The organism is Streptomyces yamdrokensis (assembly GCF_053890455.1).
Genome location: NZ_CM132679.1, coordinates 5,758,603 through 5,779,141, shown reverse-complemented (window position 1 = coordinate 5,779,141; position 20,539 = coordinate 5,758,603). Strand labels below are relative to the sequence as shown.

The 20,539-nt window shown below is 72.3% G+C and carries 16 protein-coding genes and 2 pseudogenes; 8 read left to right on the top strand and 10 right to left on the bottom strand.

Annotated elements, in window-relative coordinates:
* Positions 1-5 precede the first annotated feature (5 nt).
* Positions 6-692: a response regulator transcription factor gene (locus tag ACWZEH_RS25710; protein ID WP_456193459.1), complete on the bottom strand. Its 687-nt coding sequence runs from the start codon at positions 690-692 to the stop codon at positions 6-8.
* A 285-nt stretch (positions 693-977) separates the two neighbouring features.
* Here ACWZEH_RS25710 and ACWZEH_RS25705 point away from each other — a divergent pair, with 285 nt between their 5' ends.
* The 6 genes and pseudogenes from ACWZEH_RS25705 to ACWZEH_RS25680 all read left to right on the top strand — a co-directional run.
* Entirely contained in the window at positions 978-1,754 is a 777-nt protein-coding gene (locus tag ACWZEH_RS25705) for an amino acid ABC transporter ATP-binding protein (protein ID WP_456193458.1), read from the top strand.
* Between the two features lie 108 nt (positions 1,755-1,862).
* Positions 1,863-2,711 (top strand): glutamate ABC transporter substrate-binding protein, encoded by an 849-nt coding sequence (locus ACWZEH_RS25700; RefSeq protein ID WP_456193457.1) that lies wholly within the window; start codon positions 1,863-1,865, stop codon positions 2,709-2,711.
* A 119-nt stretch (positions 2,712-2,830) separates the two neighbouring features.
* A complete protein-coding gene (locus ACWZEH_RS25695; RefSeq protein ID WP_456193456.1) occupies positions 2,831-3,508 on the top strand; it encodes an amino acid ABC transporter permease in 678 nt (225 codons plus the stop codon).
* Positions 3,505-4,413 carry an amino acid ABC transporter permease gene (locus ACWZEH_RS25690; RefSeq protein WP_456193455.1) on the top strand — a complete coding sequence of 303 codons (909 nt, stop codon included), beginning with the start codon at positions 3,505-3,507 and terminating at the stop codon, positions 4,411-4,413. The genes ACWZEH_RS25695 and ACWZEH_RS25690 overlap by 4 nt, the downstream gene beginning before the upstream one ends.
* A 304-nt stretch (positions 4,414-4,717) precedes the next feature.
* Positions 4,718-6,400 carry an FAD-dependent monooxygenase gene (locus tag ACWZEH_RS25685; RefSeq protein ID WP_456193454.1) on the top strand — a complete coding sequence of 561 codons (1,683 nt, stop codon included), beginning with the start codon at positions 4,718-4,720 and terminating at the stop codon, positions 6,398-6,400.
* A gap of 103 nt (positions 6,401-6,503) precedes the next feature.
* Positions 6,504-6,644 (top strand): annotated as a pseudogene (locus ACWZEH_RS25680) (rhodanese-like domain-containing protein); the annotation flags it as partial.
* 19 nt (positions 6,645-6,663) lie between these two features.
* Here ACWZEH_RS25680 and recX read toward each other — a convergent pair.
* The 7 genes and pseudogenes from recX to ACWZEH_RS25645 form a co-directional block, all read right to left on the bottom strand.
* Entirely contained in the window at positions 6,664-7,521 is an 858-nt protein-coding gene (gene recX, locus ACWZEH_RS25675) for a recombination regulator RecX (RefSeq protein ID WP_456193453.1), read from the bottom strand.
* Positions 7,522-7,524: 3 nt separating this feature from the next.
* A complete protein-coding gene (recA, locus tag ACWZEH_RS25670; protein WP_456193452.1) occupies positions 7,525-8,658 on the bottom strand; it encodes a recombinase RecA in 1,134 nt (377 codons plus the stop codon).
* Between the two features lie 291 nt (positions 8,659-8,949).
* Positions 8,950-10,227: an AI-2E family transporter gene (locus tag ACWZEH_RS25665; protein WP_456193451.1), complete on the bottom strand. Its 1,278-nt coding sequence runs from the start codon at positions 10,225-10,227 to the stop codon at positions 8,950-8,952.
* Positions 10,228-10,286: 59 nt separating this feature from the next.
* On the bottom strand, positions 10,287-10,481 hold the full coding sequence (locus ACWZEH_RS25660; protein ID WP_456193450.1) for a DUF3046 domain-containing protein: 195 nt from the start codon (positions 10,479-10,481) through the stop codon (positions 10,287-10,289).
* Positions 10,482-10,600: 119 nt separating this feature from the next.
* A complete protein-coding gene (locus tag ACWZEH_RS25655; protein WP_456193449.1) occupies positions 10,601-10,909 on the bottom strand; it encodes an AzlD domain-containing protein in 309 nt (102 codons plus the stop codon).
* On the bottom strand, positions 10,906-11,700 hold the full coding sequence (locus tag ACWZEH_RS25650) for an AzlC family ABC transporter permease (protein WP_456193448.1): 795 nt from the start codon (positions 11,698-11,700) through the stop codon (positions 10,906-10,908). Before ACWZEH_RS25650 ends, ACWZEH_RS25655 begins: the two co-directional genes overlap by 4 nt.
* A 113-nt stretch (positions 11,701-11,813) precedes the next feature.
* Positions 11,814-12,566 (bottom strand): annotated as a pseudogene (locus ACWZEH_RS25645) (AraC family transcriptional regulator); the annotation flags it as partial.
* Between the two features lie 119 nt (positions 12,567-12,685).
* Between ACWZEH_RS25645 and ACWZEH_RS25640 the strand changes: the two are divergent.
* Both ACWZEH_RS25640 and ACWZEH_RS25635 read left to right on the top strand, forming a co-directional pair.
* Complete coding sequence (locus tag ACWZEH_RS25640) at positions 12,686-17,644, top strand: ATP-dependent helicase (RefSeq protein ID WP_456193447.1); 4,959 nt, start codon at positions 12,686-12,688, stop codon at positions 17,642-17,644.
* Positions 17,645-17,914: 270 nt separating this feature from the next.
* Complete coding sequence (locus ACWZEH_RS25635) at positions 17,915-18,715, top strand: Fpg/Nei family DNA glycosylase (RefSeq protein WP_456193446.1); 801 nt, start codon at positions 17,915-17,917, stop codon at positions 18,713-18,715.
* A gap of 731 nt (positions 18,716-19,446) precedes the next feature.
* Here the strand turns inward: ACWZEH_RS25635 and ACWZEH_RS25630 are convergent.
* Positions 19,447-19,917, bottom strand: a complete 471-nt coding sequence (locus ACWZEH_RS25630; RefSeq protein WP_456193445.1) for a Dps family protein — start codon at positions 19,915-19,917, stop codon at positions 19,447-19,449.
* A gap of 200 nt (positions 19,918-20,117) precedes the next feature.
* Entirely contained in the window at positions 20,118-20,498 is a 381-nt protein-coding gene (locus tag ACWZEH_RS25625) for a helix-turn-helix domain-containing protein (RefSeq protein ID WP_042173101.1), read from the bottom strand.
* Positions 20,499-20,539: the final 41 nt, after the last annotated feature.

Genomic DNA, 20,539 nt, shown 5'->3' with positions numbered 1-20,539 from the left:
CCGCCCTAGGCCGCGGGCTCGACGAGCCGGTAGCCGACCCCGCGCACGGTCTCGATCAGGGCCGGCATGCGCAGCTTGGAGCGCAGGGAGGCGACGTGCACCTCCAGAGTGCGCCCGGTTCCCTCCCAGCTGGTCCGCCACACCTCGCTGATGATCTGCTCGCGGCGGAAGACGACCCCGGGGCGCTGGGCGAGCAGGGCCAGCAGATCGAACTCCTTGCGGGTCAGCGGGACGACCGCACCGTTCACGCTGACCTGCCGGGTCGGCAGCTCGATGCGCACGGAGCCGATCCGCAGCTCCCCCTCGCCGCTGCCGGGGACGTCCTCCTGGACGGTGCGCCGGCTGACGGCGTGGATCCGGGCGAGCAGTTCGCCGGTGTCGTAGGGCTTGACCACGTAGTCGTCGGCGCCGAGGTTGAGGCCGTGGATGCGGGAGCGCACGTCGGCGCGGGCGGTGACCATGATCACCGGGGTGCCGGTGCGTTTGCGGATCTTGCCGCACACCTCGTAGCCGTCCTGGTCGGGCAGGCCCAGGTCGAGGAGGACGACACCGAAACGGTCGGGGTCGGGGACGAGCGCCTGGAGAGCCTCCTCGCCGTTGCGCGCATGGGTGACGTCGAAGCCGTGCCGCGCCAGGACGGCCGACAGGGCGGCGGCGACGTGGTTGTCGTCCTCGACGAGAAGCAGTCTCATCCGGTCCCCCTTCGGTTCATCGGCCGTACGATTCGAGTGTGTAGAAAAACGGGTGCACGCGCGTGCGCACCCTGCAGTGACGCCGATGAACGGGGGCGGCGTCAAGAGGGTTCCGGTTGCTCTTCGGTACCGTTACCCGGCCGGAATGAGCCCTGCTCACAAGTGCTACGACACGTGTCCTATTGCTACCGGATCGTGATGCTCAGATTCCCCTCAGATGTGATGACGCACGTCTGAAGGATTACTAATGTCCTCCCAAACCGAGGAGGACGGAGCCTGAGAGCGATGACCGAAGTATCGGTGGCCAAGGAAGATGTGGCCGCGACCGGCGATCTGGTCGTCCTGAAGAGCGTCAACAAGCATTTTGGCGCGTTGCACGTACTCCAGGACATCGACCTGACGATCGCCCGCGGCGAAGTCGTCGTCGTCATCGGGCCCTCCGGGTCCGGTAAGTCCACCCTGTGCCGCGCCATCAACCGGCTGGAGACGATCGACGACGGGTCGATCACGATCGACGACAAGCCCCTGCCGAACGAGGGCAAGGAGCTCGCCCGGTTGCGGGCCGACGTGGGGATGGTCTTCCAGTCCTTCAACCTCTTCGCGCACAAGACCGTGCTCGAGAACGTGACGCTGGGCCAGGTCAAGGTCCGCAAGAAGGACAAGAAGGCCGCCGAGGAGCGGGCCCGTGCCCTGCTCGACCGGGTCGGCGTGAGCTCGCAGGCCGACAAGTATCCCGCGCAGCTCTCCGGCGGCCAGCAGCAGCGCGTCGCCATCGCGCGGGCCCTGGCGATGGAGCCCAAGGTCATGCTCTTCGACGAGCCGACGTCGGCGCTCGACCCGGAGATGATCAACGAGGTCCTGGAGGTCATGCAGCAGCTCGCCCGCGACGGCATGACCATGATCGTCGTGACCCACGAGATGGGATTCGCCCGCTCGGCCGCCAACCGCGTGGTGTTCATGGCGGACGGCCGCATCGTCGAACAGGCGACGCCGGACCAGTTCTTCAGCAACCCGCGCAGCGACCGTGCCAAGGACTTCCTGTCGAAGATCCTGCACCACTGACGTCCTGCGCCCGGCGCTCGGACGACGTGCGTCACCGGATGGCCGGGGCCGCATCGCCCCACCCCTGAAACGGGCCGCATCACCTCACCAGTCAAAAGGATGTGCACCATGAAGCTCCGCAAGGTCACCGCCGCCTCGGCCGCCGTATTCGCCCTCGCCCTGACCGCCACCGCGTGCGGCGGCGAGGACAGCGGCGACAGCGGTTCGTCCTCCGCCTCCGGGGGCGGCGAAAAGATCAAGGTCGGCATCAAGTACGACCAGCCCGGTCTCGGCCTGAAGACGCCGGACGGCTCCTTCACCGGCTTCGACGTGGACGTGGCGACCTATGTCGCCAAGGAGCTCGGCTACGAGGCCGACCAGATCGAGTGGGTCGAGACCAAGAGCGCCGACCGCGAGAACGCCCTCGCGCGCGGGGACGTGAAGTTCATCGCGGCGACCTACTCCATCACAGACGAGCGCGAGGAGAAGGTCGACTTCGCCGGCCCGTACCTGCTGGCCCACCAGGACCTGCTGGTGAAGGCGGACTCGGACATCACCGACGCCACGGACCTGAACGACAAGAAGCTGTGTTCCGTGACCGGCTCGACCTCGGCACAGAACGTCAGCAAGGAGTTCGCCCCGAAGGCGCAGCTGAGGGAGTACGGCACCTACTCGGAGTGCATCGCCGGCCTGCAGAGCGGCGCCGTCGACGCGGTGACCACCGACGACTCGATCCTCGCCGGCTTCGCCTCGCAGGAGCAGTACAAGGGCCAGTTCAAGCTCGCCGGTCTGAACCTGAGCAACGAGAACTACGGCATCGGCGTCAAGAAGGGCGACACCGAGACCGTGAACAAGATCAACGACGCGCTGGAGAAGATGGTCGGCGACAAGGCCTGGGACGAGGCGGTCGAGGCGAACTTCGGTCCGGCCGAGTACAAGAACGAGCCGGCGCCGAAGATCGGCGACATCGTTCAGTAGGCCCCCTGGCCGTCCAGTAGTAACGCGGGGTTTCTGAGGCGCGCCGCCGTCCGTCGCGATCAGGACGGCGGCGCGCCGCGTCCGCCACGTACGCCACACACCCGGAAGCGCGGGAGATCGTGTTCGACTTCATTTCTGACTATGACGATCCAACCTTGTTGGGCGCCTTCTGGATGACGGTGCAGCTCACCGTGTTCTCGGGCGTCGGCGCCCTGGTCTGGGGCACCCTGCTCGCGGCGATGCGGGTCAGCCCCGTCCCGCTGATGCGAGGGTTCGGCACCGCCTACGTGAACATCGTCCGGAACATCCCCCTGACGGTCATCATCGTCTTCACCTCGCTCGGCCTCGCCGACATCTTCCGCATGACCATGGGCGCGCCCGAGGACTTCGACCTCCAGGCCTTCCGTCTCGCGGTGCTCGGTCTGGCCGCCTACACCGCGGCCTTCGTCTGTGAGGCACTGCGCTCCGGCATCAACACCGTGCCCGTCGGGCAGGCCGAGGCGGCCCGCGCCATCGGCCTGAACTTCTCGCAGGTCCTCGGCCTGATCGTGCTGCCGCAGGCGTTCCGCTCGGTCATCGGGCCGCTCGCGAACGTGCTGATCGCGCTGACCAAGAACACGACGGTGGCGGCCGCGATCGGTGTGGCGGAGGCCGCTCTGCTGATGAAGGAAATGATCGAGAACGAGGCGCAGACGCTGCTCATCGGCGCGGTCTTCGCCTTCGGATTCGTGGTACTGACCCTGCCCACCGGCCTGTTCCTCGGCTGGCTGAGCAAGCGACTGGCGGTGAAGCGGTGACCTCCGTTCTGTACGACGCCCCCGGCCCCCGGGCCAAGCGGCGCAATGTCATCTTCTCGGTCGTGTTCGTCGCCGTCCTGGCCCTCGTCCTGTGGTGGGTCTACCGGACGATGAACGACAAGGGCCAGCTGGAGTGGGCCCTGTGGAAGCCGTTCACCGAGTCCCCGGCCTGGACGACGTATCTGCTGCCCGGCCTGGGCAACACCCTCAAGGCCGCCGCGCTCGCCATGATCATCGCCCTTCCCCTGGGCGCGGTCCTCGGCATCGCCCGCCTCTCAGACCACCGCTGGGTACGGGTTCCCGCCGGCGTCGTGGTCGAGTTCTTCCGGGCCATCCCGGTGCTGCTGCTGATGCTGTTCGCCAACGAGGTCTACGTCCGCTCCACGGACATCTCCAGCGCCGACCGCCCGCTGTACGCGGTCGTCACCGGTCTGGTGCTCTACAACGCCTCGGTGCTCGCCGAGATCGTCCGGGCAGGCATCCTCTCTCTCCCCAAGGGTCAGTCCGAGGCGGGTTACGCCATCGGACTGCGCAAGGGCCAGACGATGAAGAACATCCTGCTGCCGCAGGCTGTCACCGCGATGCTGCCGGCCATCGTCAGCCAGCTCGTCGTCATCGTGAAGGACACCGCGCTGGGTGGCGTGCTGCTCGGCTTCACCGAGCTGCTGAACGCGCGCGGCACGCTCGCGGCCAACTACGCCAACGTCATCCCGAGCTTCATCGTCGTGGCGGTCATCTTCATCCTCCTGAACTTCCTCCTCACCTCCTTCGCCTCCTGGCTGGAGGCACGGCTGCGCCGCAGCAAGCGCGGCACGGGCGCGGTCCTCGGCGCCGACGACGTCGAGGACCTCAACGCGGCCGAGGTCGGGGGCACCCACAAGGCGGGCGGGGGCGGCATCGCCTGACGCACGCCCCGCCGTGCGCCTGCCGTACATCATGACTGTGGCCCGCCGTTGCCCGGCGGGCCACAGTCGTGTCGGGGGCCGGTCCGCGCCACCGGTGCGAACGAGCGGTACGGACCGGCCCCATGTGATGAGCAGTCAAGTGATGTGACGAGCCCCGCCCCACTTCATGATCGCCACCGGCCTTCGGTCACTTGACGCAAGCACCGGCAATAGGTTGCATACGTTCTGTGATCGTGCACCCTGCTCCATCTTCCTGTTCCTCCTCGTCCCTCCGGACGTCACTTCGAGCAGGGGGCGTCGCGCCGTGGACCCGGTGATCATCGTCGGAGCGGGGCCCGTGGGGCTCACGCTCGCCCTGGCGCTGGCGCGTCAGGAGGTGCCGTGCGTGGTCCTCGACGAGGGACCGGGCACGGACGAACCGCGTCCCGCGCGCTCCGTGGTGCTGCGCGAGGACACCACGGAACTCGTGGAACGACTGACCGGTGCGCCGCTCACCCACGCCGGTTCGCCCTGGGCCGGATGGCGGTCGATGCGGCGCAAGCAGGTGACACACGAGATCGCCTTCGACGACGCCGAGCCCGGACCTGTGCACATCGCCCAGCACGTCCTGACCGGCGCCCTGCGCGCGGCTCTCGCCGGCGAGCGGCTCGTCGAGGTCGTCGTGGACAGCCGTCTGGACTCCCTGGAACAGGAGCCCTCCGGCGTCACCGCGCACACCCGCGGCACCAGGGGCACCTGGTGGCGCGGCAGCTATCTGGTCGGCTGCGACGGCCCCCGCTCCACCGTGCGCAAGCTCCAGGACATCCGTTTCCCCGGCCGCACGGCGGTGGAACGTCACGCCGTGGCCGCGCTGCGTACGGAACTTCCCTGGCCCCAGGAAGCCTTGCTGCACCGGATGCCCTCGTGGCGCACCTCCGGTCCCTTCGCCGGGGAGATCAGCGCGCGCCCGCTGCCGGACGGCGTGTGGCGGCTGGACTGGCTGATGCCACCGGGCAAGGAACTGGTCACCCCCGAGCTGCTCCTCGCCCGGGTCCGCGAGACCCTGGCCGGCTGGGCCGAAGGCCCGACACCTCCGTACGAGCTGCTCGACACCGGGGTCCACACCGTCCACCACCGGCTCGCCCGGCGCTGGCGGTCCGGCCGTGTGTTCCTCGCCGGGGACGCCGCGCATCTGCTCGGCACCCTGGGCACGCACGGGCTCGACGAAGGGCTCCGCGACGCGGACAACCTCGCCTGGAAGCTGGCCCTGGCCTGGCACCACGGTCCGCACGAAGCGCTGCTGGACAGCTACCAGACGGAGCGGCGGGCGATCGTCGCCGCCCGGCTGCGCGCCGCCGACCAGGCGTTGCCGCTGGTACGGGGCGGCGGCGGCCTGCGTTCCTACATGCCCGGCGCCGCCCGCGGTCATGACACGCTCCTGGTGGAGGGGCATCTGGGGCAGGGGACGCTGGGCGCGCCGGGCGTGCACGCCGACTCGCCCCTGACGCCCCCGCTCCTCGAGGGCGAGGTCCCCGTGGACACGCCGGTCGGGGCGCCGGTCACCGATGTGCGGGTCACGGCGGAGGACGGCACCTTCGTCCGGCTGCGGGACCGGCTGGGGTGGGGGGCGCTGCTGGTGGTGCTGATCGCGCCGGGCACCGGGGTGTGGGAGCGCAGGCACTGGGTGTCCGCCGGGATCATGCCCCGGCTCGCGTCGGCGGTGGCGTCGCTCCCGCACCCGGCCGAGCTGCTGGTCGCGGAGAGCTATCCGGGGGCGGCGGCCCACACCGTGCTGCTGGTACGCCCCGACGGGCACCTGGTCACGGCGCTGGGCGGGGTCCGTCCCGAGTCCCTGTACACGGCGGCCGAGGCGGCGGTCGGCGGACCGGCTTCGGCGGAGGCGGGGACGGCGGCGGGAGCCACCGGGACGGACACCGGGTCAGAGGCGGAAGCAGGAGCCCGGACGGGAGCAGAGGCCAACGCCGGCACCGGCGCCGGGTCGCGCTGAGGTTTCGCCGCGCCGGGATCCGGCGCGGGGACCGAGTGGGAGTGCTGTCACGGATCGTGCGGCGCGGATGATCCGGCGTCGCATCGCGGCCCGCGTGTCCCGGCACGACCTGCGCGTCGTCGTGATCTGCGACGGGGGCTACGCCTCCAGCCTGGCCGCGGAGTTCCTGCACCGGCTGGGGCTCCACCGGGCCACCGACCTGATCGGCGGCTTCCATGCCTGGCGAGCGGCGGGGTTGCCGGTACGGACGTGGGCACGGGCTCTCAGTACCCGCCGTCCTCCAGGAATTCCGTGTCCTCGCCCTCCTCCTGCAACGCCTGCCGGACCACGCGCAGGGCGAGGCCCTCGGGGTAGCCCTTGCGGGCGAGCATGCCCGCGAGGCGGCGGATCCGCTTGTCGCGGTCGAGTCCGCGGGTGGAGCGCAGCTTGCGGGCGACGAGCTCGCGCGCGGTGGCCTCTTCCTGTTCGGAGTCGAGCTGGGAGACGGCCGAGTCGATCAGCGTGGAGTCGACGCCCTTGGTCCGCAGCTCCTGGGCGAGGGCGCGCCGTGCCAGGCCCCGGCCCCGGTGCCGGGACTCGACCCAGGCGTCCGCGAAAGCGCTGTCGTCGATCAGTCCGACCTCTTCGAACCGGGACAGCACCTCCTCTGCGGCCTCCTCCGGGATCTCCCGTTTACGCAGGGCGTCGGCGAGCTGTTTCCTGGTGCGCGGGGTTCCGGTGAGCAGGCGCAGACAGATCGCCCGCGCCCGCTCGACCGGGTCCCCCGCAGATTCATCCCGCTCGGCCCTCGGTGAGGAGGAGTCGTCCCCGTCCGCCGCGGCCGCCTCGCCGAAAGCCCGGCGGCGTCCGCGCCCACCGCGCGGCCCACCACGCGGCCCGCCGTCACGCGAGCCGCTCCCCCGTGAGCCCTCTGCGCGACGCGACCCGGCGCCGCCCCGGCGCCGGGTCCCACCCGCGTCCTCACCGGAGAGGTCGTCGAAGAAGCCGTCCTCCCCACCGCCGGCGTCCCCGTGTGCCTCGTCACCGCGCGCGGCCGGATCGTCGCCGCTCCCGGCGCCCGCCCCCCGTGGGGCGCCGGAAGCGGCGAACTCGTAGTCGGCCCAGTCGGTTCGTCTGGTCACGGGTCAGCTCTTGGCCGCGGCGGCCTTGGACTTGGTGGTCTTGGCCGCTGAAGCCGAGGCCAGAGCCGGAGTCGCGGCCGCCTCGGCCGGAGCGGCGGTGCCGGCGGCGTCCGCGCTCTTCTCCTCGGCCGGCTCCTCGGGCTGCACGCCGACGCCCAGCTTCTTCAGGATCTTCTTCTCGATCTCGTTGGCGAGGTCGGGGTTGTCCTTGAGGAAGTTGCGGGAGTTCTCCTTGCCCTGGCCGAGCTGGTCGCCCTCGTACGTGTACCAGGCGCCGGCCTTGCGGACGAAGCCGTGCTCCACTCCCATGTCGATCAGGCCGCCCTCGCGGCTGATGCCGTGGCCGTAGAGGATGTCGAACTCGGCCTGCTTGAAGGGCGGCGCCACCTTGTTCTTGACCACCTTGACACGGGTGCGGTTGCCGACCGCGTCCGTGCCGTCCTTCAGCGTCTCGATCCGGCGGATGTCCAGACGCACCGAGGCATAGAACTTCAGTGCCCGGCCACCGGTCGTGGTCTCCGGCGAACCGAACATCACGCCGATCTTCTCGCGGAGCTGGTTGATGAAGATCGCGGTGGTCTTGGACTGGTTGAGCGCGCTGGTGATCTTCCGCAGCGCCTGGCTCATCAGACGCGCCTGCAGACCCACGTGGCTGTCGCCCATCTCACCCTCGATCTCCGCGCGCGGCACGAGCGCCGCGACGGAGTCGATCACGATGAGGTCGAGGGCTCCGGAGCGGACCAGCATGTCCACGATCTCCAGCGCCTGCTCGCCGTTGTCCGGCTGGGACAGGATCAGGTTGTCGATGTCGACGCCGAGCTTCTGCGCGTACTCGGGGTCGAGAGCGTGCTCCGCGTCCACGAACGCGACCTGGCCGCCGGCCTTCTGCGCGTTCGCCACCGCGTGCAGGGTCAGGGTCGTCTTGCCCGAGGACTCGGGGCCGTAGACCTCGATGACGCGGCCGCGCGGCAGGCCGCCGACGCCGAGGGCCACGTCGAGCGCGGTCGACCCGGTCGGGATGACCTCGATGGGCTCCTTCGACCGGTCACCCATGCGCATGACCGCGCCCTTGCCGAATTGCCGTTCAATTTGTGCGAGTGCGGCGTCGAGCGCCTTCTCGCGGTCGGTTCCTGCCATGGGTTCCACCCGATTTGCTTGAGTCGATCGCTTCACGTCAATGACGCTAGCGCCTGCCACTGACAACGCGCCCCGACGCACCTCCAGCCTGTGGACAACCGGATCCCATTCCGGGCCCAACCGGATCAAATCGCCCACCTTCGGGCTTCACCGGCACACCCATAAGAATAGATGTTCGATTTTCGTGTCAAGCGCGCCACCCGGCACCCTCACGAGTCGTCAACTCTCCGGCAACGGCTCCGGCCGACGGTCCACACCGCCGGCCGGAGCCGCTCCCGGGGTCCGCGACGTTCAGGAGTCCTCGGCCCCCAGGCGCGCCGAGGCCGGTCGGCGGTCCCAGAGGTGCCGGGCGCGGACGAGGAGGGTCCGCCGCTCCGCGGAACCGCCCCCGCCGGGGGCCGCCCCGCGGTGGCCGTGCACGCGGGGGTCGTCGGTGACGTCGTAGCGCTTCACGTAGGCGCCCATGAACGCCTGGAGGGTGGCGACCGCGGGAATGGCGATCAGCGCGCCGACGGCGCCGAGCAGGGCCGTGCCCATGACGACCGAGCCGAAGGCGACCGCCGGGTGGATGTCGACGGTTTTCGAGGTCAGCTTGGGCTGCAGCACGTAGTTCTCGAACTGCTGGTAGATCACCACGAAGATCAGCAACCACAGCGCGTACCAGGGGTCGACCGCGAAGGCGATCAGCATGGGCAGGGCGCCCGCGAGGTACGTGCCGATGGTGGGGATGAACTGCGACACCAGGCCCACCCACACGGCGAGCACGGGCGCGTAGGGCACCTCGAGAATCTCCAGCAGCACGTAGTGGGCCGTACCGGAGACCAGTGCCATCAGCCCGCGCGAGTACAGGTAGCCGCCGGTCTTGTTCACGGCGATCTCCCACGCGCGCAGTACCTCGGCCTGCCGCGCGGGCGGCAGTACGGAGCAGATGGTGCGGCGCAGCCGCGGGCCGTCGGCGGCGAAGTAGAACGAGAACAGCCCGATGGTCAGCAGCTGGAAGAGGCCCCCGAGGACCTGCGTGGAGACGTCCAGGACACCGGTGGCGCTGTTCTGCACGTAGTTGCGCAGCCAGTCGGAGCGGAGCAGTCCCTCCTGGATGTCCACCCGCCGCAGCTCGGTGTGGAAGTGCGTGTTGATCCAGTTGATGACGGAGTCGAGGTACTCCGGGAAGTCCTCGACGATCTTTATGATCTGCCCCGCCAGCATGGATCCGAGCAGTGTGACGAAACCCGCCGCCGCGATCAGCACGCCCAGGAAGACCAGGAAGGTGCCCAGCCCCCGGCGCACCCCGCGCGCGGCCATCCAGCTCACCGCGGGTTCGACGGCGAGCGCCAGGAAGAACGCGATGAGAATGTTGATCAGCAGACCGGTGAGCTCGTGGAAGGCCCAGCTGCCCAGCTGGAACAGGGCGATCAGCGTGAGCGCGAGCACCATGGCGCGCGGCAGCCAGCGCGGCATGCGGGAGTCCGGCGTCAAAGCCGCGTCGCCCGCCGGAAGGCCGGGGGGCGGCGGCGTGCCTGGCGCGGAGGGGTGCTGGGCTGCCTGCCCGGTCTCTTCAGTGGGTGCCACGGGCCAAGTCTCGCCCACACCACCGGCAGCCGTCTGCTCTCCGGCGGTCTCTGTGACGATCAGCGCTTTTCCCGGGGGACCTCCATCACCGCGCAGACCACCTGCCAGACGTCCTTGGCTGCCCAGCCGGCCCCCAGCGCCTCGTGCACGGTGCGCCCGCCGAGTTCCGACATGACGTGATCGCTCGCGAAGGTGTCGGCGGAGCCCGTACCGAAGTGCTCCGCCATCCGCTCCCAGAAGACCGTCAACCGCATGCCCCCAGTATCCCGCCCTCGGGCCCGCCCGGTGACGGCCGTCGACGCGCTGCGCGCTCACCGCGTACGGCCGCGCGACCGTCCGCCGGCCCGGCACCGCCCGGCCATCCGGTGCCGTCTCACCCGCCGAGGGCCCGGACCCCCGCCGTCACCGCCACGGCCGCCCCGACGACGACCAGGAACGGAGCGCGCAGCACCAGCGCGACGGCGGCGGCCGCGAGCCCCACCGCCCGCGCATCCAGCACGGGCGTCCGGCCGTCGGCGAAGGTCTGCTGGGCGGTCAGGGCGGCGAGCAGGGCGACGGGCAGCAGCGCGGCGAGGCGCCGGACGAGCGGCCGTTCGAGGGCGCCGGCGGGCACCAGGAGTCCGGCCAGCTTGACGGCGTAGCAGCCGAGGGCGGTCACGCCGATCGCGATCCAGATGTTCAACGGTCCTCCTCCGGTACGTCACCGCGCGCCGGCGCGCCACCCTGCTCCGGTGCGTCACCGCGCGGTGTGCCGCTGCGGCGGCCCTGTGCCCACAGGACGGCCGGCGCCGCGAGCGCGGCCGCCAGGACCGGCACACCGGCGGGCAGGACCGGCAGCAGGCCGAGTCCCAGCAGGACGGCGAGCCCGGCGACCAGCCGCTCGGTGCCGCTCCGCAGCATCGGCGCGAGCAGGGCCAGGAAGACCGCGGGGCCGGCCGCGTCCAGGCCCCAGGCGTCGGTGTCCCCGATGGCCTCGGCGCCCAGCGCGCCGAGCAGGGTGGTGAGGTTCCACAGGACGTACAGGCTGAGCCCGGTGACCAGGAAGCCGATCCGGGCGCTGCGCCGGGTGGGCTGGGCGAGGGAGACCGCGGCCGTCTCGTCGATGACCCACTGGGCCGCGAACGGCCGCGCCGCGCGCGGGAGTGCCAGCAGCTGGGACAGGCGCAATCCGTAGAAGGCGTTCCGCACGCCCAGGAAGAACGCTCCGGCGGCGGCCGTGAACGGACTTCCCCCGGCCGCCAGCGCCCCCACCAGGGCGAACTGGGATGCGCCGGTGAACACCAGCAGGCTGAGCGCACAGGTCTGCAGCAGCGTGAGTCCGCTGCCGGCCGAGGTCACCCCGAAGGCGAATCCGGAGAGTCCGACGGCGATCCCGACCCCCAGGGCGTCCCGGACGACGGCGCCGTCCGGTTTCCCTCCCGGGGTGCCCCCGTCGCGTGCCTCCGCGAGTGCTGTCCGTTGTTCTGCTGCCACGCTCCGGACGGTACGTGGAGCGCGCTCCCCGCGTCTTGTACGTTCTTGCGCTCGCGCTGGTAGGCGCCCGGCGGAACCCCGACGATCCGGCCGAAGTGCCGGTTCAGGTGCGGCTGGTCGGTGAACCCGACGGCGACGGCGGCCTCCGACGGCGGCGTGCCCGCGTCGAGGAGCCGGCGCGCCCGCCGTACCCGTGCGTCGGTGAGCCAGGCGTGCGGCGGCATCCCATAGGTGTCGCGGAAGGCCCGCAGCAGTGCGAACGGGCTGGTGCCGAGCTCGTCGGCGAGTTGCTCCAGCGTCGGCGGCGCGGCCATCCGTTCCTCGAGCCGCACGCGCGCGCGTGCGGCGGTCCGGGCACCGGCCGTGCGCACCCGGCGCCGGGGCAGCGGGCCGCCGTTCAGCCGGAGCAGCCGGGTCACGGCCACCCTCAGCAGGGTGTCGGCGGCGAGCGCGTTGCCCTCGTCGGTGGCCCGCAGCACCTGGTGCACCAGGCGGACGGCGTACGGGTCGTCGAGCACCGGTGCCACGAACCCCGGGGTGCCGCGCAGGGTGGTGGTCTCGGCGGCGATGGCCGCGACCGCCTCGGGCGGCGGGTAGAGCGCGCCGTACCGCCATCCCTCGGGCACCCCCGCCCGTCCGGTGTGCGGGGTGTCCGGGTTCACCAGCGCGAGCGTTCCGGCGCCGGCGTACTGGTCGGCCCCGCCGTGGCGGAAGATCTCCACCCCGTCGGCGATGGCGGCGATGACGAAGTTCTCGTGGGTGTGCCGCACGAACGTCTTGCGGACGTAGCGGGCCCGGAGCAGGTCGACGCCGGGCAGCTCGGCGTACCGCCAGTGCCGCGCGCGCTCCGTGCCCGTCTCCGCCATGCGGCCATTGTCGCGCGCTCCGGACAGCGCTCCCTGCCGGATCCCGGGGCCACGCACGCCGGGGCCGGGCGTCCGCCCGGCTCAGCCCCGTTGTCAGTGCCCGGGTGCAGGATGGACGCATGGTCAGTACTCCGCACCCGGCTCTGGACGGCTTCTCCGCCGCGACCCGCGGCTGGTTCACGGGGGCGTTCTCCGCGCCCACCGCGGCCCAGGCGGGCGCGTGGCGTGCCCTCCGGGAGGGTTCGGACGTGCTGGTGGTCGCCCCCACCGGCTCCGGCAAGACGCTGGCCGCCTTCCTCGCGGCCCTGGACCAGCTGGCCGCCGCGCCTCCACCCGCGGACCACCACAAGCGCTGCCGCGTCCTGTACGTCTCCCCGCTCAAGGCCCTGGCCGTCGATGTCGAGCGCAATCTGCGCAGCCCGCTGACCGGCATCCGCCAGGAGTCCGTGCGCCTGGGGCTGCCCGAGCCCGAGGTGAAGGTCGGGATCCGCTCCGGCGACACCCCGCCCGCCGAGCGCCGGGCCCTGGCCACCCGCCCGCCGGACATCCTGATCACCACCCCCGAGTCCCTGTTCCTGATGCTGACGTCGGCCGCGCGCGACGCGCTGACGGGCATCGAGACGGTGATCCTGGACGAGGTGCACGCGGTCGCCGGTACCAAGCGCGGGGCACATCTGGGGCTGTCCCTGGAGCGGCTGGACGAACTGCTGCCCCGGCCGGCCCGCCGTATCGGCCTGTCGGCGACGGTCCGTCCGGTCGACGAGATCGCCCGTTTCCTGTCCCCGCGCGGCAAGGTGGAGATCGTCCAGCCGGATTCGGGCAAGGAGTTCGACCTGTCCGTCGTGGTCCCGGTCGAGGACCTGGGGGAGCTGGGCGGCTCTCCGGTCGCGGACGGCTCGGACGGGGCGGGGGGCGCGGAGCGCCCTTCGATCTGGCCGCACGTCGAGGAGCGGATCGCCGACCTGGTCCAGTCCCACCGTTCGACGATCGTGTTCGCGAACTCCCGCCGCCTCGCGGAGCGCCTGTGCAACCGGCTCAACGAGATCGCCCACGAGCGGGCCACCGGCGAGCCCCTGGACGAGCACCACTCCCCCGCCGAGCTGATGGGCGGCTCCGGAGCCGCCCGGGGCGCACCCGCCGTCATCGCCCGCGCGCACCACGGCTCGGTGTCCAAGGAGCAGCGCGCCCAGGTCGAGGAGGACCTCAAGGCGGGCCGGCTGCCCGCGGTGGTGGCCACCTCCAGCCTCGAGCTGGGTATCGACATGGGCGCGGTCGACCTGGTGATCCAGGTGGAGTCGCCGCCCTCCGTGGCCTCGGGGCTCCAGCGGGTCGGCCGCGCGGGGCATCAGGTGGGAGCGGTCTCCACGGGTGTGGTGTTCCCGAAGTACCGGGGCGACCTCGTGCAGGCCGCCGTGGTCACCGAGCGGATGCGGACGGGCTCCATCGAGTCGCTGCGCGTTCCCACGAACCCGCTGGACGTCCTGGCCCAGCAGATCGTCGCCATGACGGCCATGGACACCTGGCAGTTCGACGACCTGCTTGCGATGGTCCGCCGGGCCGCGCCCTTCGCCTCACTGCCCGAGTCGGCCTTCACGGCCGTACTGGACATGCTCGCCGGACGCTATCCCTCCGACGCGTTCGCGGAGCTGCGCCCGCGCGTGGTGTGGGACCGGGTCACGGGCGAGGTCACCGGCCGCCCGGGGGCACAACGGCTCGCCGTCACCTCCGGGGGCACCATCCCCGACCGGGGACTGTTCGGAGTGTTCCTCGCGGGCTCCGACCCCAAGAAGGGCGGCGGACGGGTCGGCGAGCTCGACGAGGAGATGGTCTACGAGTCCCGCGTCGGCGATGTGTTCACCCTCGGCACCAGTTCCTGGCGCATCGAGGACATCACACGCGACCGGGTGCTGGTTTCCCCGGCTCCGGGCGCGGCGGGCCGGCTCCCGTTCTGGAAGGGGGACCAGCTGGGCCGCCCGCTGGAACTGGGCCGCGCGGTGGGCGCCTTCCTGCGCGAGGTCGGCTCGCTGTCCCCGAAGGAGGCGCGTCCCCGGCTCCTCGCCGCCGGGCTCGACGCCTGGGCCGCGGACAATGTGCTGTCCTACCTCGACGAACAGCGCCAGGCCTGCGGCCACGTCCCGGACGACCGCACGATCGTCGTGGAGCGCTTCCGCGACGATCTCGGCGACTGGCGGGTCGTCGTGCACTCCCCGTTCGGCGCCCAGGTGCACGCCCCGTGGGCGCTCGCGCTCGGTGCGCGTCTCTCCGAGCGGTACGGCATGGACGCCCAGGTGATGCACGCCGACGACGGCATCGTGCTGCGCCTGCCGGACGCCGACCTGATGGGCCTGGACCTGCTCGACCAGGAACCGGTGCGCGCGGGCACCGAGTACGACACGGACCAGGCGCCCCTGGGAGCGGCGGACGTCCTCTTCGACAAGGGGGAGGTCGACCAGGTCGTCACCGACCAGGTGGGCGGCTCGGCGCTGTTCGCATCCCGCTTCCGCGAGTGCGCCGCCCGCGCGCTGCTACTGCCACGCCGCACCCCCGGCAAGCGCACCCCGCTGTGGCAGCAGCGTCAGCGCGCGTCCCAGCTGCTCCAGGTGGCGGGCGAGTTCGGCTCGTTCCCGATCGTCCTGGAGGCGGTCCGCGAATGTCTCCAGGACGTCTTCGACGTCCCCGGGCTCGTCGAGCTGATGGGCGACCTGGAGTCCCGCAAGGTGCGGGTCGTCGAGGTCACCACCCCCGAGCCGTCTCCTTTCGCCCGCTCGCTGCTGTTCGGGTACGTCGCCCAGTTCCTGTACGAGGGCGACTCCCCGCTCGCCGAGCGCCGCGCGGCGGCCCTGTCGCTGGACTCGCGGCTGCTGGCCGAACTGCTCGGCCGGGCGGAGCTGCGCGAGCTGCTCGACGCCGAGGTGCTGACCGAGCTGGAGCGTGAGCTGCAGTGGCTCACCGAGGACCGGCGGGTCAAGGACGCGGAGGGCGTGGCCGATCTGCTGCGCGTGCTCGGCCCGCTCACCGGGGCCGAGCTGGCGGAGCGGGGCGCCGAGTCGCGGTGGGCGGTGGACCTGGCCTCGGCACGCCGCGCGATCCGGGTCCGCGTCGCCGGAACCGAGCACTGGGCGGCGGTCGAGGACGCCGGGCGGCTGCGCGACGCGCTGGGCACGGCGCTGCCGGTCGGCGTGCCGGAAGCGTTCACCGAACCGGTCAAGGACCCGCTCGGCGACCTGCTCGCGCGGTATGCGCGCACCCACGGCCCGTTCACGTCGGCCACGGCCGCGGCCCGCTTCGGACTGGGCGTGGCGGTCACCGAGGGCGCCCTGCAGCGGCTCTCTGCGGCGGGCAGGATCGTCCAGGGCGAGTTCCACCCGGCCGGGATCGGCCAGGAGTGGTGCGACGCGGCCGTGCTGCGCCGGCTGCGCCGCCGTTCCCTGGCGGCCCTGCGGCACGAGCTGGAACCGGTGCCGCCGGCCGCGCTCGCCCAGTTCCTCCCCCAGTGGCAGCACATCGGCAAGGGGCACACGCTGCGCGGCGTCGACGGTCTGGTGCGGGCGATCGAGCAGTTGCAGGGTGCGGCCGTGCCCGCGTCCGCCCTGGAGAAGCTGGTCCTGCCCTCCCGGGTGACGCACTACGCCCCGGCGATGCTGGACGAGCTCACGGCCACCGGCGAGGTGATGTGGGCGGGTGCCGGTTCCCTCCCGGGCAAGGACGGCTGGGTCTCCCTCCACCTCGCGGACGCGGCCTCCCTGCTGCTGCCGCCACCGCACCCCCTGGAGACGACCGCCCTGCACCAGTCGGTCCTCGAGGCCCTCTCCGGCGGCTACGGGCTGTTCTTCCGCCAGATCGCCGACCAGGTCCGCGCCACCACCCACCCGGAGGCCACCGATCCCCAGCTGGCCGACGCCGTCTGGGACCTGGCCTGGTCCGGCCGGCTGACCAACGACACGCTCGCCCCCATGCGCTCGCTGCTGGGCTCGGGCCGCACCGCGGGCTCCACCGCCCACCGCGCGAAGCGCCCGGCCCCGCGCGGGCGGTACGGCTCGCTCGCGGCAGCCGCCCGCGGTGCCTCCCGTACCGGCCCTCCGACGGTGGCCGGTCGCTGGTCGCTGCTGCCGGACCGGGAGACCGATCCCACGGTCCGCGCCCACGCGCTGGCCCGCACCCTGCTCGACCGTCACGGCGTGGTCACCCGGGGCGCGGTCGCCGCGGAGGGCGTCGAAGGCGGTTTCTCCGCGGTCTACCGCGTGCTGTCGGCCTTCGAGGAGACCGGGCAGGCCCGTCGCGGCTATGTGGTGGAAGGGCTGGGGGCCGCCCAGTTCGCCATGGACGGCGCCGTGGACCGCCTCCGCGCGGCGGCCAATGCCCGCGAGCGGGGCGACACCCTGCCCGGGCCCGGCCCGGACGACCCGTTCGAGGGCGCCGCCCTCGGTGGTGGCACCGATCCCCTCGCTCTCCACGGTTTCGCTCCGCCCGTCGATTCCGCCGACGGCTCTTTCGGGTCCGTCCCCGGCCACGACGGCCCCCCGCACCTCCCGGACGGCGGCGACCGGGCGCCGTACCCGCGGTCGTCGCCGGGCGACTACGTCTCCCCGCGCGACCTCGCCGCGCAGGCTCCCGGGTCCTGGCAGCAAGGGGCACGCCGCCCGTCGTACGACCCGTTCGCGGGCCGGCGCACCGGCCCTGGACGCGCCCTGCGGGCCGTGGTCCTGGCCGCCGCCGACCCGGCGAACGCGTACGGCGCCGCCCTGGGCTGGCCCGAGCCCCCGACGGGCGCCGGACACAAGCCGGGGCGCAAGGCGGGCTCGCTGGTGGTCCTCGTGGACGGTGAGCTGACGCTCTACGTGGAGCGCGGCGGCAAGACGGTGCTCGCCTGGCCCGCCGACCCTGACGGCGAACCCGCCGACGACCCCCGTCTCCCTGCCGCGGCGGAGGCCCTGGCCGGAGCCGCCCGCGCAGGCTCCCTGGGCACGGTCACCGTGGAGCGGGTCAACGGCGACCCGGCCCTGACCTCCCCGCTCGGGGCGCTCCTGGAGGCCGCGGGCTTCGTCGCCACCCCCAGAGGTCTGCGCCTTCGCGCCTGACCCGGTCCTGCCGGCCGCCCACGGCCCCACTCCGGTCTGCTCGGTCTGTCCGGCGGATCATTCCGGGCGAACGGAGTGGGGCACGCACTCCCCGCGCTCGGGTCCACTCGAGCGGGAGGGGCCCGTGCCCGGACCGGGAGGGGTCTTCCTCGAGCCGGTCTCCTCCTCGCGGAGGAGGCCGAACCCGGCCCACCCCGGCCGGACAGCCCCTGCGGCCCACCCGGCCACGCGCTCCCCGGCCACCGCAGGACGACGTGCCACCCTTGACCCATGCCCGAAGGAGATACCGTCCTGCAGGCCGCGAAGCGGCTGCACAGCGCCCTCGCGGGCACGGTACTGACCCGCAGCGACCTCCGGGTGCCCCGGTTCGCCACGGCCGACCTCACCGGCCGCACCGTCCTGGACGTCACACCGCGAGGCAAGCACCTCCTCACCCGCGTCGAGGGCGGTCTGACCCTGCACTCGCACCTGCGGATGGACGGCTCCTGGCAGGTCTACGCGAACGGGCGGCGCTGGAGCGGCGGCCCCACCCATCAGATCCGCGCGATCCTGGGCAACGCCGACCGCACCGCCGTCGGCTACCGCCTGCCCGTCCTCGAACTCCTGCGCACCACGGACGAGGAGCGCGTGGTCGGCCACCTCGGCCCCGACCTCCTCGGCCCGGACTGGGACTCCGCCCTGGCACTGGCCAACCTGCTCCGCGACCCGGCCCGCCCGCTCGGCGAGGCCCTCCTCGACCAGCGCAACCTCGCCGGTATCGGCAACGTGTACAAGAGCGAGCTCTGCTTCCTGCTCGGCGTCACGCCCTGGCTCCCCCTCGGCGACCTGCCCGCCGAACGCACCGCGCAGCTGCCCAAACTCGCCAGGAAGCTGCTGGAGCACAACCGCGACCGCCCTGTCCGCAGTACCACGGGCCGCCGCGACCAGAACCTGTTCGTCTACGGCCGCGTGGCCCGCCCCTGCCTGCGCTGTCGCACCCTCATCCGCCGGGCCGACCAGGGCGACGGCTCCCGCGACCGCCCCACCTACTGGTGCCCCGTCTGCCAGCAGGGTCCGGCCCGCGGCTCCTGAACCGGCGACTCGACCCGGCAACCGACGCCCCATCAGGTTCCCTCGTGCGTTCCCCCCTGGCATCGGCGCCGTACAACCACCTCACCGCCCGCACCCCTTCCTCCCCGGTGCCACCGGCGCGGCGGCATCGGCCCCGACGCATCGGCCTTCACCACGGGCCGGATTCTCCGCCCGAAGGGAGGTGTGGCGCTGTCTTGGTGACATCCCCGGACGAAGTGGTTCCCGGCGAGGGGGCGGGCGGCGAGCCGTCTCCGGCCGCGATGCCCGCGGCCGAGGTGTCGTCTCCCGCTCTCCGGGTCCAGACCCGCCGCCAGCGCCCGTCCGCAAGGGCGCCTTCTGCCCGGCCCTTCGGCATGCAGTGCACCGGAAGCAGACTCAGTCCCCAGCCACCGGCCGCGAGTGCCGCCGTCGGCACTCCGGCGTCGGGCACGAGCAGCAGCCTCGTCACGGCCCACCACCACAGGGCCCCGAGCCCCAGCACAGCGCCTCGAGCACCCCAGCGAACCGCTCGCGCCCTCATCGCCTCCACCTCCGGCCGGAGGCTATGAGGCGGTTCATCCGGGCGACCAGGGCGCACCGACGGCACACGGACGCATCACGCCCCTCGTCGGTCGCCGCACCGGCGCTCCCACGCGTCCCTCGGACTCCGCGCGTTCCGCAAGCCTCGCGTGCCGCGCTCCCGCCCGGCCCGGCCCGGCCCACTGCCGCTCAGGGCAGCGCCCGGGGCCACGTCACCCGTTCTCGGCCTGGAACATCCAGTGCTGCTTCTCGAGATCCGCCGTCACCGCGATGAGGACGTCCTGGCTCACCGGGTCCGCCTCGCCGGTCGCGCCGACCCGTTCACGCATCCGCGCGATCACCGCGCCCAGCGCGTCCACCAGGGCACCCACCGCGGCCGTGTCGTCGACCCAGCCCTCGGGTGTCACCCCGATGCCGCTGCCGACGGCCACCGTCGCGGCGCGCCCGTCGGGTGAGACGCCCAGCGCCGCGGCGCGCTCCGCCACGGTGTCGGCGTGCGTCCGCGCGAGGGTCACCACCTCGTCGAGCTGCAGGTGCACGGAACGGAAGCGCTGCCCGACCACGTTCCAGTGAATCTGCTTCGACACCAGGCTGAGGTCCACCAGGTCGACAAGGGCTCCCTGGAGCGCCTCGGAAACGGTCTTCAGGTCCTCGTCGGACAATGGGCTCTTCACGACGTACATCCGCACCTCCGTGGCTGATCCCCCGCATGGTCCCTCGTTCCCTCAACCATGGCGGTCACGCCTCGGACCGGCAAACGCACACACGCGCGGAGAGCGGAAGAAGCTTGCCCCCGGAGCGCGGGCAAGCGAAAACCCCGGCGACGCCCCTCCGGATCTCCCGGAAGAGCCCCGACCGGGGCCTGTCACACTGTCACACCGCGTCAGGCGGCGACGACGTCCACCGCTTCGGCGGGCGCCTTGATGGTCACCCGTTCCGGTGGCACACCGGCCACCGAGACGGAACCCAGCATCGGGCGAACCGGCGTGGGTACGGGTTCGCTGGGGGTCGCTGCAGCCGACCGGGCCAGCTCGGCGAGGGCGAGTTCGTCGCTCACTTCCCGCATGAGCTCGGACATCCGTACGTCCAGCGCGTCGCAGATCGCGGAGAGCAGCTCGGAGGAAGCCTCCTTCTGCCCCCGCTCCACCTCGGAGAGATAGCCGAGTGAGACTCGGGCGGACGAGGAGACTTCGCGCAGAGTACGGCCCTGGCGCTGGCGCTGCCGACGCAGCACGTCACCCAGCAGGCGACGGAGCAGAATCATCGGTGGCTCCCTCCTCGGGCCGTGTATCGGGATCCTTCTCG

Coding starts and splice junctions, on each gene's coding strand:
- ACWZEH_RS25710 (WP_456193459.1), bottom strand. CDS start 692: ATGAGACTGCTTCTCGTCGAGGACGACAACCACGTCGCCGCCGCCCTG.
- ACWZEH_RS25705 (WP_456193458.1), top strand. CDS start 978: ATGACCGAAGTATCGGTGGCCAAGGAAGATGTGGCCGCGACCGGCGAT.
- ACWZEH_RS25700 (WP_456193457.1), top strand. CDS start 1,863: ATGAAGCTCCGCAAGGTCACCGCCGCCTCGGCCGCCGTATTCGCCCTC.
- recA (WP_456193452.1), bottom strand. CDS start 8,658: ATGGCAGGAACCGACCGCGAGAAGGCGCTCGACGCCGCACTCGCACAA.
- ACWZEH_RS25660 (WP_456193450.1), bottom strand. CDS start 10,481: ATGCGGTTGACGGTCTTCTGGGAGCGGATGGCGGAGCACTTCGGTACG.
- ACWZEH_RS25640 (WP_456193447.1), top strand. CDS start 12,686: ATGGTCAGTACTCCGCACCCGGCTCTGGACGGCTTCTCCGCCGCGACC.
- ACWZEH_RS25635 (WP_456193446.1), top strand. CDS start 17,915: ATGCCCGAAGGAGATACCGTCCTGCAGGCCGCGAAGCGGCTGCACAGC.
- ACWZEH_RS25630 (WP_456193445.1), bottom strand. CDS start 19,917: ATGTACGTCGTGAAGAGCCCATTGTCCGACGAGGACCTGAAGACCGTT.
- ACWZEH_RS25625 (WP_042173101.1), bottom strand. CDS start 20,498: ATGATTCTGCTCCGTCGCCTGCTGGGTGACGTGCTGCGTCGGCAGCGC.